At 69.7% G+C, this 15,125-nt stretch carries 16 protein-coding genes; 9 read left to right on the top strand and 7 right to left on the bottom strand.

Going from position 1 to position 15,125, the window contains the following annotated elements:
* Window positions 1–96 precede the first annotated feature (96 nt).
* Complete coding sequence (locus AB0B58_RS31710) at window positions 97–573, bottom strand: hypothetical protein (protein WP_360231001.1); 477 nt, start codon at window positions 571–573, stop codon at window positions 97–99.
* 254 nt (window positions 574–827) lie between these two features.
* Here AB0B58_RS31710 and AB0B58_RS31705 point away from each other — a divergent pair, with 254 nt between their 5' ends.
* The gene (locus AB0B58_RS31705) at window positions 828–1,499 is read left to right on the top strand and encodes a hypothetical protein (protein ID WP_360230999.1); all 672 of its coding nucleotides are present in this window, start codon (window positions 828–830) and stop codon (window positions 1,497–1,499) included.
* On the opposite strand, the gene AB0B58_RS31700 is transcribed toward AB0B58_RS31705, so the two are convergent.
* The gene (locus tag AB0B58_RS31700; RefSeq protein ID WP_360230997.1) at window positions 1,490–2,812 is read right to left on the bottom strand and encodes a serine/threonine-protein kinase; all 1,323 of its coding nucleotides are present in this window, start codon (window positions 2,810–2,812) and stop codon (window positions 1,490–1,492) included. The two genes, AB0B58_RS31705 and AB0B58_RS31700, sit on opposite strands and share 10 nt — an antisense overlap.
* A gap of 54 nt (window positions 2,813–2,866) precedes the next feature.
* Here AB0B58_RS31700 and AB0B58_RS31695 point away from each other — a divergent pair, with 54 nt between their 5' ends.
* The gene (locus AB0B58_RS31695; protein WP_360230995.1) at window positions 2,867–3,415 is read left to right on the top strand and encodes an RNA polymerase sigma factor; all 549 of its coding nucleotides are present in this window, start codon (window positions 2,867–2,869) and stop codon (window positions 3,413–3,415) included.
* 13 nt (window positions 3,416–3,428) lie between these two features.
* Here the strand turns inward: AB0B58_RS31695 and AB0B58_RS31690 are convergent, their stop codons facing one another.
* Window positions 3,429–4,655 carry a molybdopterin-dependent oxidoreductase gene (locus AB0B58_RS31690; protein WP_360230993.1) on the bottom strand — a complete coding sequence of 409 codons (1,227 nt, stop codon included), beginning with the start codon at window positions 4,653–4,655 and terminating at the stop codon, window positions 3,429–3,431.
* A 78-nt stretch (window positions 4,656–4,733) separates the two neighbouring features.
* Between AB0B58_RS31690 and AB0B58_RS31685 the strand changes: the two genes are divergently transcribed.
* Complete coding sequence (locus AB0B58_RS31685) at window positions 4,734–5,327, top strand: TetR/AcrR family transcriptional regulator (protein WP_360230991.1); 594 nt, start codon at window positions 4,734–4,736, stop codon at window positions 5,325–5,327.
* 163 nt (window positions 5,328–5,490) lie between these two features.
* Here the strand turns inward: AB0B58_RS31685 and AB0B58_RS31680 are convergent, their stop codons facing one another.
* From AB0B58_RS31680 to AB0B58_RS31670, 3 genes are all read right to left on the bottom strand, one after another.
* Entirely contained in the window at window positions 5,491–6,600 is a 1,110-nt protein-coding gene (locus AB0B58_RS31680) for a catalase family protein (protein ID WP_360230989.1), read from the bottom strand.
* A gap of 159 nt (window positions 6,601–6,759) precedes the next feature.
* A complete protein-coding gene (locus tag AB0B58_RS31675) occupies window positions 6,760–7,191 on the bottom strand; it encodes a MarR family transcriptional regulator (protein WP_360230987.1) in 432 nt (143 codons plus the stop codon).
* A 59-nt stretch (window positions 7,192–7,250) separates the two neighbouring features.
* Window positions 7,251–8,369 carry a LacI family DNA-binding transcriptional regulator gene (locus AB0B58_RS31670; protein WP_360230985.1) on the bottom strand — a complete coding sequence of 373 codons (1,119 nt, stop codon included), beginning with the start codon at window positions 8,367–8,369 and terminating at the stop codon, window positions 7,251–7,253.
* A gap of 348 nt (window positions 8,370–8,717) precedes the next feature.
* Here AB0B58_RS31670 and AB0B58_RS31665 point away from each other — a divergent pair, with 348 nt between their 5' ends.
* The 4 genes from AB0B58_RS31665 to AB0B58_RS31650 all read left to right on the top strand — a co-directional run bounded on the left by AB0B58_RS31665 (window position 8,718) and on the right by AB0B58_RS31650 (window position 12,800).
* A complete protein-coding gene (locus AB0B58_RS31665) occupies window positions 8,718–10,022 on the top strand; it encodes an extracellular solute-binding protein (RefSeq protein ID WP_360230983.1) in 1,305 nt (434 codons plus the stop codon).
* A 187-nt stretch (window positions 10,023–10,209) separates the two neighbouring features.
* A complete protein-coding gene (locus AB0B58_RS31660) occupies window positions 10,210–11,118 on the top strand; it encodes a sugar ABC transporter permease (protein WP_360231143.1) in 909 nt (302 codons plus the stop codon).
* A gap of 1 nt (window position 11,119) precedes the next feature.
* Entirely contained in the window at window positions 11,120–11,986 is an 867-nt protein-coding gene (locus tag AB0B58_RS31655; protein WP_360230981.1) for a sugar ABC transporter permease, read from the top strand.
* A gap of 208 nt (window positions 11,987–12,194) precedes the next feature.
* Window positions 12,195–12,800 (top strand): hypothetical protein, encoded by a 606-nt coding sequence (locus tag AB0B58_RS31650; protein WP_360230979.1) that lies wholly within the window; start codon window positions 12,195–12,197, stop codon window positions 12,798–12,800.
* Window positions 12,801–12,816: 16 nt separating this feature from the next.
* Here the strand turns inward: AB0B58_RS31650 and AB0B58_RS31645 are convergent, their stop codons facing one another.
* The gene (locus AB0B58_RS31645) at window positions 12,817–13,041 is read right to left on the bottom strand and encodes a hypothetical protein (protein WP_360230977.1); all 225 of its coding nucleotides are present in this window, start codon (window positions 13,039–13,041) and stop codon (window positions 12,817–12,819) included.
* Window positions 13,042–13,095: 54 nt separating this feature from the next.
* Here AB0B58_RS31645 and AB0B58_RS31640 point away from each other — a divergent pair, with 54 nt between their 5' ends.
* Both AB0B58_RS31640 and AB0B58_RS31635 read left to right on the top strand, forming a co-directional pair.
* Window positions 13,096–14,334, top strand: coding sequence for an acyl-CoA dehydrogenase family protein (locus AB0B58_RS31640; protein WP_360230975.1), 1,239 nt, complete (start codon window positions 13,096–13,098; stop codon window positions 14,332–14,334).
* On the top strand, window positions 14,331–15,119 hold the full coding sequence (locus AB0B58_RS31635) for an SDR family NAD(P)-dependent oxidoreductase (RefSeq protein ID WP_360230973.1): 789 nt from the start codon (window positions 14,331–14,333) through the stop codon (window positions 15,117–15,119). The genes AB0B58_RS31640 and AB0B58_RS31635 overlap by 4 nt, the downstream gene beginning before the upstream one ends.
* Window positions 15,120–15,125 lie beyond the last annotated feature (6 nt).

Genomic DNA, 15,125 nt, shown 5'->3' with positions numbered 1-15,125 from the left:
CGTCTGGTCGACTCGGGCAAGGCTCGAACCGCGGTGGTCGTTCCTCGACGCGAGGAAGTCGGCCGTGCCGACCAGCGTCAGGACGCGCCCGGGCACTCACTGTGCCGCGCTCGCCTCCGTGCCGGGCATTCGGGTGAACACGTACCGCACCGATCTGGGCCTCAGCAGCAGGATCGAGCCCGTGACCGAAAGAAAGGCCACCGGCGCCCCAAGGACCAGGGCTACAAACGAGGCCAGCCCTTCCGGCGAATCGGCGTTGGCAATCGCAACGTTGTACCAGACGCAGGCGACCAGCGCCGACAGCTGTATCGCCAGCGCGGCTGCCCAACTCCACGGACGGGCCGCACCCAAACGGATCGCGACGGCGACGACAATCGTGGAGATCATGACCATGCCGCCGATGAACTGCAGCTGCGGCCCGAGCGGTGTGCGGATTTCCTGACCGTCGAACATCCCCTGCAGGATCGTCAGGATCATTAACGCCGGCAGGGCAGCCTGGCCCGCAAGGAAGGCCCGAGCGTAGGCGACGGGCGAGAGCATCCAGCGATTCTCGGCCGGCAACATCACGATCACGCCTGCATTCCGTAACGAAGCTCAGACGCCACGCGCCGGCGGCGACCGCTGTCCGAGGTCACACGCACGCGCAGCCGACCCGGAGACGGAAGTACCAGGTGTGCGCGGGAGGTCGTGTCACCATCGAAATGATCAGCGCCGGAGGCGAGGGGCTTGTTACCTCTTCGTGACCTGAAATCCCGAACAAAGGCGCCGGGGGTCGCATCGAACTCGATGACAGACCAGAGAAACATGCGATCGGAAAGGCACCACACATGCGCACCATTCCCCTCGCCGGAGCGATCCTCTGCGTGGCGCTGGCGACCGGATGCACCGACTCCGTGCCGCACGTCGACGGTGAGGCGGCACCGATCGGCGCCGTGAGCCCCAGCGCCGCCGCCTCCGCGGCGCCCTCGTCGATCCCGTCGGCGCCCGCGTCCGCCACGTCGAGGCCGGCCTCGTCCGCGCCCGCCACCACGAAGGCGAAGGCGCCCGCCGCGCCGTCGGTGATCGGGCCGTTCGGCGTCGGCGCGCTCAAGCTCGGCATGACGCGCAAGCAGGCGGAGGCGACCGGCCTGACCACCAGGTGGACGGCAACGAACGCCGACTGCTCGCAGCCGACCCACCTGCGCGGCTCCACGGGTGAGAACGCCGGCAACGACGGCATGGTCTATTACAGCAAGAACCGGGGGGTCGAGATCATCGACGCGCACCCCGGTCTGAGCACCCCCGAGGGCATCAGGATCGGCAGCACCTTCAAGGCGATGCGCAAGGCATATCCGTCATGGGAGGACTTCACCGGCGCCGACGAGGACGGCCTGGAGGGTACCGGGCGCGGTGCGGTGCCGGTGCCCGGCAACCCCAAGGCGGTCTACCGGATCGTGGCCAGCAACTCGATGGTGGTCGAGCTGACCCTGCAGTACAACGACCAGGGCTGCTACGAGTAGCGCAGCCCGGCGAGGATCTCGTCGGTGCGGTCGATCGCGTCCGCCTGCCGGATCTGGAGGTAGACGCCGTCGCCGCGCGCCGACGAGAGCACCACGTCGCTGTAGGTGACCGGGGTGCCCGCGCAGTTCGTCCAGCGCCGTACCGTCCCGCCGAGCCCGGCGGCGACGACCCGGCGGTCGGGCTGCCGGGTGCAGCCGGGGTGCGCCGGCAGCGTGGCACCGCCGATGGCGGGGCCGGCGCCGACGAAGACGCCGGGGGTGCTGCTCGCCGGGTCCGACCATCGGGGGAGGTCGGTCCCGACGAGCAGGCCCGGCTCACGGCCCGTCGGCAGGCCGACCGTCGCCGGATTCCAGCCCCTGGGCCGCACCTGCCCGGCCCAGTCGTCGGGCACCGAGACGGAGAGCGTCCCGGAGGCGTCCGCGACCCGTGACCAGCCCTCCTCGATCACGGAGGACGAACCGCCCAGCGCGACGGACGCACCCACCGCGATGAGGAGCCCGGCGCCCACCAGGAGGAGGGACCGGCGCCGGAACGGGCTGGCGTCGTGCGCCTCGTCCAGCGCGGCGGCGAAGGCCGCGGCCGACGGCCAGCGCCGGGTCCGGTCGGCGTCCAGCGCCCGCAGCACGATCTGGTCGACCTGCCGGGAGACACCCGGGCGCAGCTTCGACGGCGCGCAGGCACCGGCGCCCGGCGGGCGGCCGGTCAGCATCTGGTACGCCATCGCGCCGATCGCGTGCACGTCGGCGCGCACGTCGAGGCCGCCGCCGGGACGGGACTGCTCCGGCGCCATGTAGCCCGGCGTGCCGGCCACCACGGTGAAGCCGGACGCGTGCGCGATGGACTTGGCGAGACCGAGATCGGCCACCAGCAGGCGCTCGCTGCCCCGTACCGTCGCGAACAGGACGTTCGACGGCTTGAGGTCGCGGTGCAGCACGCCGGCGTCGTGCAGGTCGGTGACCGCCCGGGCGATGTCCGCGGCCGTCCGCAGCGCCACCCGGACCGGCATCGGCCCGGCCTCGAGACGCTCGGCGAGCGTGCCGCCGGCGGCGTAGGTCATGATCTGGTACGGCCGCCCGTCGGGCAGCTCGTCGACGTCGTGGATCCGCACCAGCCGCTCGGAGTCGGCACGACGCAGGACCTGCGCCTCCTGCTCGAAACGGGCGCGGACATCCGGGTGGTGTGCCCAGTTGTCGGCCAGCACCTTGATCGCCACCGAGGAGTCCAGGGAGTCGTCCTCGGCGAGCCACACCGTGGCGAAGGCGCCGGAGCCCAACCGCCGGACGATGCGATAACGGCCGATCTTGGCGGGCATGGACACGAACGTAGTATGAGCCGTTCACGGACACATCCGACCGGGGGCCCAGGGATGAAGATCGACGACCAGGAGGAGCTTGCGCGCAGGGCGGCAGCGGGAGACGCGGCGGCCCTGAACGACCTGCTCGGAATGGTCCGGCCGAGCGTGTTGCGCCGGTGCGCGCGCTTCCTGCCCTGCTGGCAGGACGCGGAGGAGGCATGCCAGGACGTGCTGCTACAGGTGGCGCGCAACATCGGCCGGTTCGAGGGCCGGTCGGCGTTCGGCACCTGGCTGCACGTGATCATCGCCAACAGCTCCCGGCAGACGTACCGGTCGCTCAAGCGGCGCGCCGCCGAGGAGGCGCACGAGCATCCGCCGGTGGAGGTCCCGGACCCGCGCACCACGAGCGTCATCGCCGGGTCGCGGCTCGACCTGCTGGACGCGCTGGAGCGGATCGAGGCCCGAAAGCCGGAACTGGTCGCGCCGATGGTGCTGCGCGACATCTGCCAGCTCGAGTACCGCGAGATCGCCGTGCAGCTGAACATCCCGGAGGGCACCGTGAAGTCCCGCATCCACCAGGCCCGTGGCCAGGTCCGCGAGTACCTTATGCAGGGCACCTAGTCGTCGAAGGACCTCACCGTTGCGGGTCTCGGGAGGCGGATCGCTCGGCCAGACGTGCGGTCAGCGGCACGAGCGAACGGTAGGCCCAGCGCAGGGTCCAGGCGGGGCGGGTGGCATGGCGCTCTTCGAACGCCACCCGGGCTCGGGGATGCTCCTTGGCGCCGAAGGTGCTCGGTGGCGCGGTGCGGCACACCTCGATGCTGTGGAGGTGCTTGATGTTCTTGTACCCGTACTGCCGGGGCGTGACGAAGCGCAGGGGAGCGCCGTGCACCTCGCCGAGCGGTGCGCCGTCGAGCTGATCGGCGAGCAGAACGTCGGGTTCGAGGGCGTCTCGAAGGTCGATGATGGCCTGCACACCGTCGAGGCCACGCACGATGAGGTGGCGGGCTCCCGGGTCTGGTTGGCAACGGGGGACGACGACCTGTTGCCAGAAGTCGGCGAATAGTGCGCCACGCCAGGTGAGGTTCCGGACCGTCCAGGTGGTGACGCAATGGAAGTCGGCGGTCAGAGCCGTCTGCGGGACGAGTTCGTGCAACTCGTCGAGATCGATGGTCAACCGGTGCCGCACTGCTCCGGTGACGGTCAAGGTGGCCTGCGCGGGCGCGGCCGGCGGTCGCCGCAGCGGGTTGTCGGAGAAGCGGGGGAACACCCGTAGCTCGCGTTGACCGGGCGGCAGGGCCGCGCTGGATGAGCGGCGTGGCCACAGGCTCGTCCACGGAATCGGATCGGCTGCCCGCGGCCGGCGGGTGGAGCGGCGCGCATCGGCCGTCGATGTCGGCGGGACGGCCAGCGCCGCTGCGCTCAGGGTGGCGAGGAGCAGACACAGCGGGGAGTACGCGATCAGGTCGAGGCGGAAGTACGGCACCCGGGTGCCGTTGGCCACGGCGACGCCGGAGGTCACCCCACCGAGCAGGCCACGCGCGGCGACCGCGACGACGATGGCCCCGACTCCGATCGCCACGACACGTCGCGGCAGCGGCAGTCGCAGGACGCCGCTTCGCGTCAGGAGCAGGAGTGCGGCCGCGGCAAGGGTGCACGCCACCACGGTGGTGGCGGCCGGTGACGGAAAGCGGGTGCTGTCTCCGATCACCCGCTGGGCCAGTGAGGCCTCGTCGGTTCCCGGCCAGCGGCCGCCTCCGGCCCAGTAGAGGTGCACGGCCGAGGTGGCCAGGAAGAGCAGTGCCGCCAGGGACGCCGCACTACGTCCAACGGTCGGACGACTGATCAGCGCCGCGAACATCGTAACCCCCTAAGTGATACTCGGTATCACATGGCACGATACACTGAGACTCAGTCTCAGTAAGAGGGGGAAGGTGCGATGCCCGTCACCGCGAAACGCCGCGCCGACACCCGCGCCGCCCTGCTGGCCGCGGCTGAACGGTCGTTTCGCACCAAGGGCTACTCCGCGACGACCATGGCCGACATCGCCGAAGCGGCCGGCGTCTCGCGGCCGACCGCGTTCCGGTACTTCCGCACCAAGGCGGACCTCGTCTTCTCCGTCCAGGACGAGTGGCAGCAGACCGTGCGCGATGTCGCCGCGGAGCGGCCGGGCACCGGTTGGACGCTGGTGCGACGCTGCTGCGACGCCGTGGCAGAGCAGATCGAACGGGACGCGGACCGGGTGCTGGCTGCGTACCGGCTGTCGGCCGAGCAGCCGTCACTGACCGCCGCGGCCGCGGCCCGCGACCGCGGCTGGATCCAGGTGATGGCGGAGCTGCTCGCCGGCGACGCGGCCGACGAGCCGGACGCGTTGCTGATGGGGGCCGCCATCATGGGAATGATCAATATGGCGATCATCCTGTGGGCCGACGCACCCGGAACCACCGACCTGCGCCGCACCATCCACCGGGGCCTCGATCTCCTACCCGCCGGCCCCGGCTCCGCGAAGGGCGGGGCAACGGCCTGGGGCTGAGGCATGTGCTGTTGGATCTCGGCAGGCGAGCAGTCGTTCCACAATCGCCGCCGCGGCTGCCATGCCGACCGGCAGTGACTGGAGGTCGTCACTGCCGGTCGGACCCGGCCCCGCAGCTGCGATCTGTGCATCGAGGGGTACGGCGCGGGAGATGGCCGGCCGCTCAGCGCAGCAACTGGTGGCCGCTGGTCGGCTCGCGGCGCCGCTGGTTGTTGAGCTCGTGCCGGATGATTGACGACTGCCGGTAGACCTCCTCGCGCACCCGGTTGATCTCGCCGAGGGGGCGGTGCTCCTCGCGCACCCGCCAGGGGGTGATGGAGGTGGTGTCCGCGATGGCGAGGTTGACGTCGGAGGAGATGTCCTGGCGCGGAATGTCGATGCGCGCCACGGTCACGAACGGCGAGAGCCGTTCGGGCCACTCGCGCGAGGTGTTCTCCACCGGCATGAGGTCGAGATCGGTGCAGAGCTGGGCCTGCAGCTCGAAGCTGTGGTCGCGCTCGCCCAGTTCCGCGACGAGCGTGTTGCGGTAGGCCTCGGGGTCGGCGGCCACGTCCACCGTCGACCGGGTCACGGCGGCCGCGGACGCCGGGGTGGGTGTCGCCCGGATCTTGGCGATGTAGTCCCCGTGCCGGAACGCACCCATGCTCCAGTACGTGTACAGCATGAGGTTCTTGCGGGGGATCGAGGTGAACGACAGCATCGACAGCAGCTCGTCCCAGAGCCAGGCGTCCGGTGACAGCGCCCCGGCGCGGGTCACGAAGTCGTGCAGCCACTGCCGGCGGGTCTGCGGTGACACCAGCGCGTCGGGGAGCCGCGCGAACAGTGGCTCGATGACCAGGTAGTCCTTCACCGTGTTGCAGAAGAACGTGGTGTTGTTGATCAGGTTGAAGTCGAATGTGGTGTCCTCCGCCTCGTCGGCCAGCAGCGACCGGCCGGGCACGCCGAACATCTTGATTCCCATGCCGCACGCGGGGCCGAGGAACGGGTCCGCGCGCAGGTGGCCCAGTCCGTTGGAGTAGCGCACGACGGCCTCGAAGACGCCCGGCGTGGCGTAGATGCCCTGCGCGTACTCGGGCGCCACCTCGGGGATGGTCACGACCGCCTGGGCCAGGCCGTACGTCTTTCCGTGTGCGGTGCGCACCGCCCGCCCGACCTGCTGCCGCTCGACGGAGTCCCGCGTGCGTTGCGCCACCATGCCGACCAGCGCGGCAAGCTCCTCGGCGAAGTCGGCCGGCACGTGCTGTGGGTACTCGTCGTACCTGACGAACCTCATGATGTCTCTCCTGTCCTGACGCCGGAGACGTGCGGATGGGAGAGCCACCCGACCCCTCGGACGAGGCGGATCACCCGCCCGACCAGAAAGGTAGTGTGAAATTAAATCGTGCACGATCCTTTTGTGCGCGATGAGTCCAACGCCACTCCCCGCCGAGCCTCAGACGATCCGCTCTGCCAGCTCGCGCAGCTGACGGCGCAGGCGGTCGGCCTCCTGCACGGTCAACCCCAGCGTGTGCCCGATCGACCCCGGCACGCGCGCCGCCCTGCCCTCGAGGTCGCGTCCCCGGGAGGTCACGCTCACCAGCACCGAGCGCTCGTCCTCCGGGCTCCGCTCGCGGCGCACCAGCCCGGACGCCTCCAGCCGCTTGAGCAACGGCGAGAGCGTGCCGTAGTCCAGGTGGAGCGCGGCACCCAACTCCTTGACCGGCAGGCTGCCCCGCTCCCACAGCACCAGCATCGCCAGATACTGCGGGTAGGTGAGCCCGAGCTCCTCCAGGAGCGGACGGTACGCCGCGGTCACCGCGCGCGACGCGCTGTACAGCGCGAAGCACAGTTGGTCGTCCAGGCGCAGGGAGATCGGATCGCTCACCGGCCCATTGTCCACCGAGCCCACTCGACCGGCCCCCGATTCCGAGCGCCGGGCGCCGATCACGTACGGATGGGTACGGGCGACTGCGGGGCCAGCGGCCGATACGGGACATCCGGTGTGGTCGGCTCCGCCGGCGGCTTGCTCGACTCGCGCGTGATCAGGGCGGTCTGCAGCACCTGGTGCGGGTGCTGGTCCTCACCCCGGATCGCGGAGATGAGGAAGTCTCCGGCGATGCGTCCCTTGGCGACGATGGGTTGGCGCACGGTGGTCAGCCGGGGTCGCGTCCACTGTGCCTCCGGTAGGTCGTCGAACCCGGTGACGGAGACGTCGCCAGGCACGTCCAGGCCGAGATCGTGCAGGGCGTCGATCGCGCCGAAGGCCATCAGGTCGGCCATCACGACGAGTGCGGTCGGCCGCGGCTGGGCGGCCATGATGGCCTGGGTCGCGCGGTAGCCGTCCATCCGGGTGCAGGGCACCTCGGCGACCGTGATGTCGCGCCGGCTCAGGCCGACGGTGGCCAGGGCGTCCTCGATGCCGGCCATCCGGCGCACCAGCGGGTCGCGGTAGGTCGGGGCCGGCCGGTCGGAGCGGGGCTCGACGCTCAGGACCGCGATCCGGCGGTGACCCAACTCCAGCAGGTGCTGCGCCACGTGGCGGGCGCCGTCACGGTCGTCGATGTCGACGCTGGGTGCGCCCTCGGGGGCGTCGCTGTCGACCAGCACGTAGGGGATCGCCCGGCGGGTCAGCTCGGCGATCTCTCCGCGGTCGGTGTCGAGGCCGCACACGACGAAACCGTCGACCGCGGCGTGCCGGACGGCCTTGACCAGCGAATCACCGACGGGGGGTGTGAGCTGCAACGACATCCCCTCGCGGGTGCACACCTGCCCCAGGCCCATGAGGAACCGGGCGTAGTACGGGTTCTCCATCACCTTGGGGATGTCGTGCGGGAGCAGGACGCCGAGGCTCTGGGTGCGGCCGTTGCGCAGCGTCCGGCCGGACGGCGGCGGGGTGTAGGCCAGTTCCCGGGCGGCGGCGAGGATCCGCTCGCGGGTCGCCGTGGACACCCGGGTCGGGTCGTTGAACGCGAAGGACACGGCCGAGCGGGAAACGCCGGCGGCCGCTGCGACGTCCCTCGACGTGGGGCGGTGCCGTCCGGCGTGTGTGTCTTTCGCTGTCATCGAGTCCTCTTGGCGGGGATTGGGGCCATGCTAGCAGCTCACGTGATGTGGACGTTTAGTAAATGGTTACCTTAGCTTTGTCCGGTTTGGTCCCTCATTTGTACGACCGAAGGGCTCAGGTGTAACTCACCGAAGAGTCGACTACGGAACTGAAACGGCAGTGAGAAGATCTTGTTTCTAAACAGTTACCTAACACGTTTTACTGTCGTGTTAGCGTGGCGCCGGCCACAGCCGCTCGCCCCTCGCCGGGAACGGAGTCCACTCCATCCCGGCAGCACGGCGGCGATCCCACCCCTAGGCCATGGAGCCGTGCAACGGCCCATGACCTGAGAACTGACAGGAGATCCGATGCGCACTCGTAGCGTCGGTATGATCGCCACCGCTCTGGCTGTGGTGCTCACTGCCGCGGCATGCGGCGGCAACGACAACAGCGGAAGCGGCGACACCAAGCCCGCGACCGACCCCAAGTCGCTCAGCGCGCAGCTGACCTGGTGGGACACCTCGGACCCGAAGAACGAGGGCCCCGCGTTCCAGGAGCTGATTAAGAAGTTCAACGCGAGCTACCCGAACGTCAAGGTCGACTACCAGTCGGTGCCGTTCGCGGACGCGCAGAACAAGTTCAAGACCGCCGCGGCCGCCAAGTCGGGCGCCCCGGACATCCTGCGCGCCGAGGTCGCCTGGGTGCCGGAGCTCGCCTCCCTGGGCTACCTCTACAACCTCGACGGCTCTGAGCTGCTCAAGGACGAGAGCGACTTCCTGGCGACCCCGATGTCGTCCAACAAGTACGCGGGCAAGACCTACGGCGTCCCGCAGGTCACCGACTCCCTCGCGCTGCTCTACAACAAGAAGATGTTCGAGGCCGCGGGCATCACCGCCGCCCCGAAGACCTGGGCCGAGGTCAAGACCGCTGCCGCCGCGATCAAGTCGAAGACCGGCAAGCAGGCGCTGTTCGTCAACTCCGGTGGCTACTTCCTGCTGCCGTTCATCTACGGCGAGGGTGGCGACGTCGTCGACGCGGCCGCCAAGAAGATCACCGTCAACGGCCCGCAGGCTGTCGCCGGCATCAAGATCGCCCAGGACCTGGTCAAGGACGGCACCGCCGTCAAGCCCCCGGCCAACGACGCCTACGGCAACATGATGACCCTGTTCAAGGAGCAGAAGGTCGCCATGATCATCAATGGCCCGTGGGAGGTCAACAACATCAAGTCGGCCCCGACCTTCGGTGGCCTCGAGAACCTCGGCGTCGCGCCGGTGCCCGGCGGCAGCGTCAAGGCCGGCGGCCCGGTCGGTGGCCACAACTACACGATCTGGTCCGGCATGCCGCAGGAGAAGGTCCAGGCCGCGGTCGCCTTCGTCAAGTTCATGGCCTCGGCGGAGTCGCAGGCGTTCCTCGCCGAGAAGGTCGGCCTGCTCCCCACCCGCACGTCCGCCTACGACCTGCCGGGTGTGAAGAGCAACGCCACCGTCGCCTCGTTCAAGCCGGTGCTCGAGGCCGCGGTCGCCCGTCCGTGGATCCCCGAGGGCGGCCAGTTCTTCGGCCCGATGGACAAGATGGCCGTCGAGGTGCTCGTGCAGAACAAGGACGCGAAGGCCTCGCTGGACACGGTCGCCAAGACCTACAAGTCCGAGGTCGTCAAGGATTACAGCAACTGATCGATGGATCGTCTGGCCGCCGGCCCTCGGGTCGGCGGCCAGCCGCGTTGGAGCCTCCCCCGGAACTGGAGCAGCGATGAGCACCGCAACGGTCGAACGCCGCACCCCGGACACCGCGCCGGGCCGTGAGCAGGCCCCGCCGGGCCGGCTGCGACGCAGCTGGGACAAGTACTGGTACGCGTGGGCGATGGTCACGCCCGTGGTGATCGTGCTCGGCGTCCTGGTCTTCTACCCCCTCGCCCGGGGGATCTACCTCTCCTTCACCGACCTCACCGAGGCCAACCAGCAGCGTGAGGTCTGCACCCCGTCGATCACCGGGGAGCTGACCTGCCAGGCCAACCCGAACGGCTGGAAGTTCGTCGGCCTCGACAACTACATCCAGGTGCTCAGCGGCCAGATCGGCCAGTTCTGGCCACAGTTCTGGACGACCCTCATCTGGACGGTCGCCTGCGTGGTCGTCACGTACAGCATCGGTATGGGGCTGGCGGTGCTGCTCAACCGCCCGATTCGCGGGCGCGGCATCTACCGGGTGCTGCTGATTCTGCCCTGGGCGGTGCCCGGCTTCGTCAGCGCGTTCTCCTGGCGCTTCATGTTCAACCAGGAGTTCGGGGTGGTCAACGGGCTGCTCAAGGCGATCGGGATGCAGCCGGTGGCCTGGTTCGACAACCAGTGGACCGCGCTGACCACCGCGATCATCACCAACGTCTGGCTCGGCGTGCCGTTCATGATCGTGACGCTGCTCGGCGGCCTGACGGCCATCCCCGCCGAGCTGTACGAGGCGGCCACCATCGACGGCGCCACACCGTGGCAGCGCTTCAAGAACGTCACCCTGCCCGGGCTGCGCCCGGTCAGCATGACCGTGCTGCTGCTCAGCACGATCTGGACGTTCAACATGTTCCCGGTGATCTTCCTGGTCACCCGCGGCCAGCCGGCGGGTCAGACGGAGATCCTGGTGACCGGCGCCTACCGGGCCGCGTTCGAGGGCATCCGCAACTACTCACTCGCCTCGACCTACGGCGTACTGATCCTGTCCATCCTGCTCGTGTTCTCGGTGTTCTACCGGCGGGCGCTGCGCAAGCAAGGCGAGGTGTGGTGACATGTCCGCGCAGGTAGACACGGCCAAGCGCCGGTCCATGAGCCGCCGCTCGCCGGCGGCGTCCATCGCGATCCACGCAACCCTGATCATCGCCGCGCTGATCGCGATCTTCCCGATCGCGTGGGTGGTGCTGTCGTCGTTGAAGCCCGGGGTGTGGATCCAGACCAGCGAGCTCAGCCTCATCAAGGAACCCACCCTCGACAACTACAAGTACGTGCTCACCGAGACGATGTTCCCCCGGTGGGCGCTCAACTCGCTGATCGTCGCGGTCGCCACCACCGCGATCGGCGTGCTGATGTCGGCCACCAGCGGGTACGCGCTGTCCCGGTTCAACTTCCCGGGCCGCCGCCAGCTGCTGCTGGTCTTCCTGGTGACCCAGATGTTCCCGGTCTCCATCCTCATCGTGCCGATCTACGTGATCATGGCGAACCTCGGGCTTATCAACACCCACGGTTCCCTGGTGATCGCGTACCTCACGATCGCCGTGCCGTTCTGCTCGTGGATGCTCAAGGGGTACTTCGACTCGATCTCCACCGAGCTCGACGAGGCGGCGCGCATCGACGGGTGCGGGCCGTTCTCCACCTTCTGGCGGATCATCCTGCCGCTGGCACGACCCGGCATCGCGGTCACCGCGTTCTTCACCTTCCTCACCGCGTGGGGCGAGGTGGCGTACGCCACGGCGTTCATTCAGCAGGAGAGCAGGTTCACCCTCGGCTACGGCCTGCAGCAGTTCGTGCCGGCCTTCAACCCGCAGTGGGAGTACCTGACGGCCTCGGCGGTGCTCATCACGCTGCCGGCGGCAGTGGTGTTCTTCTTCGCCCAGCGCCACCTCGTCTCCGGCTTGACCGCCGGAGCGGTCAAGGGCTGACCGCCGACGCGGGTTCGGCTCGAGCCGCGTGTGCCGTCGATGACGGCACACGCGGCTTTTTCGTGGCGACGGCCGGCGATCGCCGGGTGACGGCAGGTGAATAGGTCATTCGCCATATCCCGGTCGCGGAACGCCGGTTGCTAGCTTGCCCGTCGTGCGTGGGCCGGCACGACCACCCGCCGGTTGACGAAAGGCGAAGGGGAGCCTCATGAACAGCACCAAGGTACGCATCGTGGGGGCGGTTGCCGCCGCGACACTTGCGCTGACCGGATGCGGCACGCCGGACCAGGACGTGGAGCCGCCCGCGGCCGCCGGTGCGGCCCCCGCCGCCGCGTCGGGCGCCGAGGGAGACGCCGCCGCGGGGCCGCTCAACTTCGAGGACGACGGATACGCCTGCAGCCTGCTCACCCGCGCCGACCTGGAGGCGCTCTTCAAGGGTCCGGTCGCGGACGAACCCGGGCCGAAGGACGTCGGCGTACTCCGGACCTGCGCGTGGGCGGAGGCCAACAACAATTCCCTGCTTGACCTGAGCATCGACAAGCCGTCCGGAGGGGCGAGTCGAGAGTACGACGGGTTGTGGCAGCTCTACGGCGTGAGCCATCCCGCGGGCAGCGACCCGGCCGAGGAGGTCGCCGGGCTCGGGGACAAGGCGTACTCCTATCACCACAGGGGGGAGACCCACGTGAAGGTGCTCGTCGGGGACAAGTTCGTCACGGTCGCGGTGATGTACGTCCTCGGCAAGCGGACCCTCACGCCCGAGGCCGACGTCGCCCGCGTGGTCACGCTCGCCAAGCAGGTGCTCGGGCGGATGTGACCGCCGGCGGTGCCGATCAGGCCGGCCGGCGGAACCGGTCGGTGCCGAGGCCCGCCCGTTCGAGCAGCTGGACGGTCATGGCGAACACCTGCTCTCCGTACGCGGGATCTCGCGACGCGGCCGAGACTGGGCCGAGGACAACCTCGCCGAGGTGCTCACCGCCCGCGCCGCTACGACTCGCGGCCCGGCGAGCCGGGAGATCCCGCGTGACGACGTGACCGGGCTTGTCGCGTACGATCAAATGCTTGTCGTGTCAGATCAAGTGCGACGGGTCGGCGGCTCATAGCTTGGTCGCATGGATTTCACCCCGTCCGCGCGTGCGATGGAACTGACCGAGGCGGTCCGGGCCTTCGTGCGCGACGAGATCGATCCGGTCGAGCGATCGCTGCGCCGGACCAACGACGACCGGTGGCTCGTGCCCGACGAGGTCCGCGAGTTGCAACGCAAGGCGCGCGCACAAGGGCTGTGGAACCTGTTCCTGCCCGCCGGGCACGAAGGCGACTACGCGCGCCGCTACGGCACCCGCGGCGGCACCGGACTGTCGAACGTCGACTACGCGCCGGTGGCCGAGGCGACCGGCTGGTCACCCCTGGCGCCGTACGTGTTCAACTGCAACGCCCCGGACACCGGCAACGCCGAGGTGCTGCTGCGGTACGGCTCGGCGGAGCAGCGCGAACGCTGGCTGGACCCGCTGCTGGACGGGCGGATCCGCAGCGCCTTCGCCATGACCGAACCCGGTGTTGCCTCGTCCGACGCCACAAACATGCAGCTCACCGCGGTCGTCGAAGGCGACGAGGTGGTGCTGAACGGGCGCAAATGGTGGACCACCGGCATCGGCCACCCCGACTGCGCGGTGCTGATCGTGATGGGCCTGACCGACCCGCTCGCCCAGCGGTACGCCCGGCACTCGATGGTGCTGGTGCCCCGCGACGCCCCCGGCGTCCGGGTCGAGCGGATGCTCGACACGATGGGCCTCTTCGACGAGCCGTTCGGCCACGGCGAGGTGTCCTTCACCGGCGTACGGGTGCCGCTGTCGCACGTCATCGCCGGCCCCGGGCGGGCCTCCGAAATCGCGCAGGGCCGCCTCGGCCCGGGCCGTGTCCACCACGCCATGCGCCTGGTCGGCCTCGCCGAACAAGCGCTGCACCTGGCGTGCGAGCGTGGCCTGTCGCGGGTCGCGTTCGGCAAGCACCTGGTGAACCTGGGCGGGAACCGGGAACGGATCGCCGAGGCCCGGATCGCCATCAACTCGCTGCGGCTGCTCATCATGCACGCCGCGTGGAAACTCGACACCGAAGGCCCGTCGGCCTCGCTGTCTGAGGTGAGCCAGATCAAGGTGGCCGCGCCGGCCGTCGCCCAGCAGGTCATCGACTTCGCCATGCAACTGCACGGCGGTGCCGGCCTCTCCAGCGACTTCCCGCTCGCCGCCGCGTGGACCGCGGCCCGGGCGATCCGCCTCGCCGACGGACCGGACGAGGTGCACCGGGGCGTCATCGCCCGCATCGAACTCGCACAGCATGGAGCATCCCGATGAGAGTACTGATCACCGGCGGCGCCTCCGGGCTCGGCGCCGCGCTGGCCACCCGCTTCGCGGCCCGCGGCGACCGCGTGCTGGTCACCGACCTCGTCGAGCCGGCCGCCCTGCCGGACGGAGCCGAGTTTCAGCGGCTCGACATCACCTCCGAGGCCGACTGGGCCGTGGCGCGGGACCGGGTCCGCGACGACCTCGGCGGCCTCGACGTGCTGGTCAACAACGCGGGCATCGCCGCCGGCGGGCGGATCGACCGGCTCGGCGCCGACCACTGGCAGCGGGTCATGAACGTCAACGTGCTCGGCGCGGTGCACGGCTGCCGCACGTTCACGCCCCTGTTCAAGGAGCAGGGCAGCGGCCACCTGGTCAACGTGGCCTCAGCTGCCGGGCTGGTGCATCCGCCCGCGATGAGCTCGTACAACGCCAGCAAGGCCGCGGTGGTCGCGCTGTCCGAGACGCTGCGCCACGAACTGGGGCCGTGGGGCGTCGCCGTCTCGGTCGTGTGCCCCACGTTCTTCCGTACCAATCTCGCGGCCTCGCTGTCCGGCGACGACCCGGTGATGAGGCAGACCGCGACGAAGCTGATCGACACCGCGCCGCTGGGCGCCGACGAGATCGCCGGGCGGGTGCTGAACGGCCTCGACGCCGGTAAGTTCCTGATCATGCCGGACCGCAATGCCCGGGCCGCCTTCTGGATGAAGCGGCTCGCCCGGGCCGTGTACGACCGCCGGATGCTGGCCACCGGCGCCAAACTGCGCCGCACCGAACTCGACGGAGGCTCCGCATGAGCGACC

Source organism: Actinoplanes sp. NPDC049118 (assembly GCF_040648555.1).
Taxonomy (GTDB): Bacteria; Actinomycetota; Actinomycetes; order Mycobacteriales; family Micromonosporaceae; genus Actinoplanes.
This window is presented reverse-complemented; position numbering and strand designations above follow the sequence as displayed.

Coding starts and splice junctions, on each gene's coding strand:
- AB0B58_RS31705 (WP_360230999.1), top strand. CDS start 828: ATGCGCACCATTCCCCTCGCCGGAGCGATCCTCTGCGTGGCGCTGGCG.
- AB0B58_RS31665 (WP_360230983.1), top strand. CDS start 8,718: ATGCGCACTCGTAGCGTCGGTATGATCGCCACCGCTCTGGCTGTGGTG.
- AB0B58_RS31635 (WP_360230973.1), top strand. CDS start 14,331: ATGAGAGTACTGATCACCGGCGGCGCCTCCGGGCTCGGCGCCGCGCTG.
- AB0B58_RS31655 (WP_360230981.1), top strand. CDS start 11,120: ATGTCCGCGCAGGTAGACACGGCCAAGCGCCGGTCCATGAGCCGCCGC.
- AB0B58_RS31685 (WP_360230991.1), top strand. CDS start 4,734: ATGCCCGTCACCGCGAAACGCCGCGCCGACACCCGCGCCGCCCTGCTG.
- AB0B58_RS31650 (WP_360230979.1), top strand. CDS start 12,195: ATGAACAGCACCAAGGTACGCATCGTGGGGGCGGTTGCCGCCGCGACA.
- AB0B58_RS31680 (WP_360230989.1), bottom strand. CDS start 6,600: ATGAGGTTCGTCAGGTACGACGAGTACCCACAGCACGTGCCGGCCGAC.
- AB0B58_RS31700 (WP_360230997.1), bottom strand. CDS start 2,812: ATGCCCGCCAAGATCGGCCGTTATCGCATCGTCCGGCGGTTGGGCTCC.
- AB0B58_RS31640 (WP_360230975.1), top strand. CDS start 13,096: ATGGATTTCACCCCGTCCGCGCGTGCGATGGAACTGACCGAGGCGGTC.
- AB0B58_RS31670 (WP_360230985.1), bottom strand. CDS start 8,369: ATGACAGCGAAAGACACACACGCCGGACGGCACCGCCCCACGTCGAGG.
- AB0B58_RS31695 (WP_360230995.1), top strand. CDS start 2,867: ATGAAGATCGACGACCAGGAGGAGCTTGCGCGCAGGGCGGCAGCGGGA.
- AB0B58_RS31690 (WP_360230993.1), bottom strand. CDS start 4,655: ATGTTCGCGGCGCTGATCAGTCGTCCGACCGTTGGACGTAGTGCGGCG.
- AB0B58_RS31660 (WP_360231143.1), top strand. CDS start 10,210: ATGGTCACGCCCGTGGTGATCGTGCTCGGCGTCCTGGTCTTCTACCCC.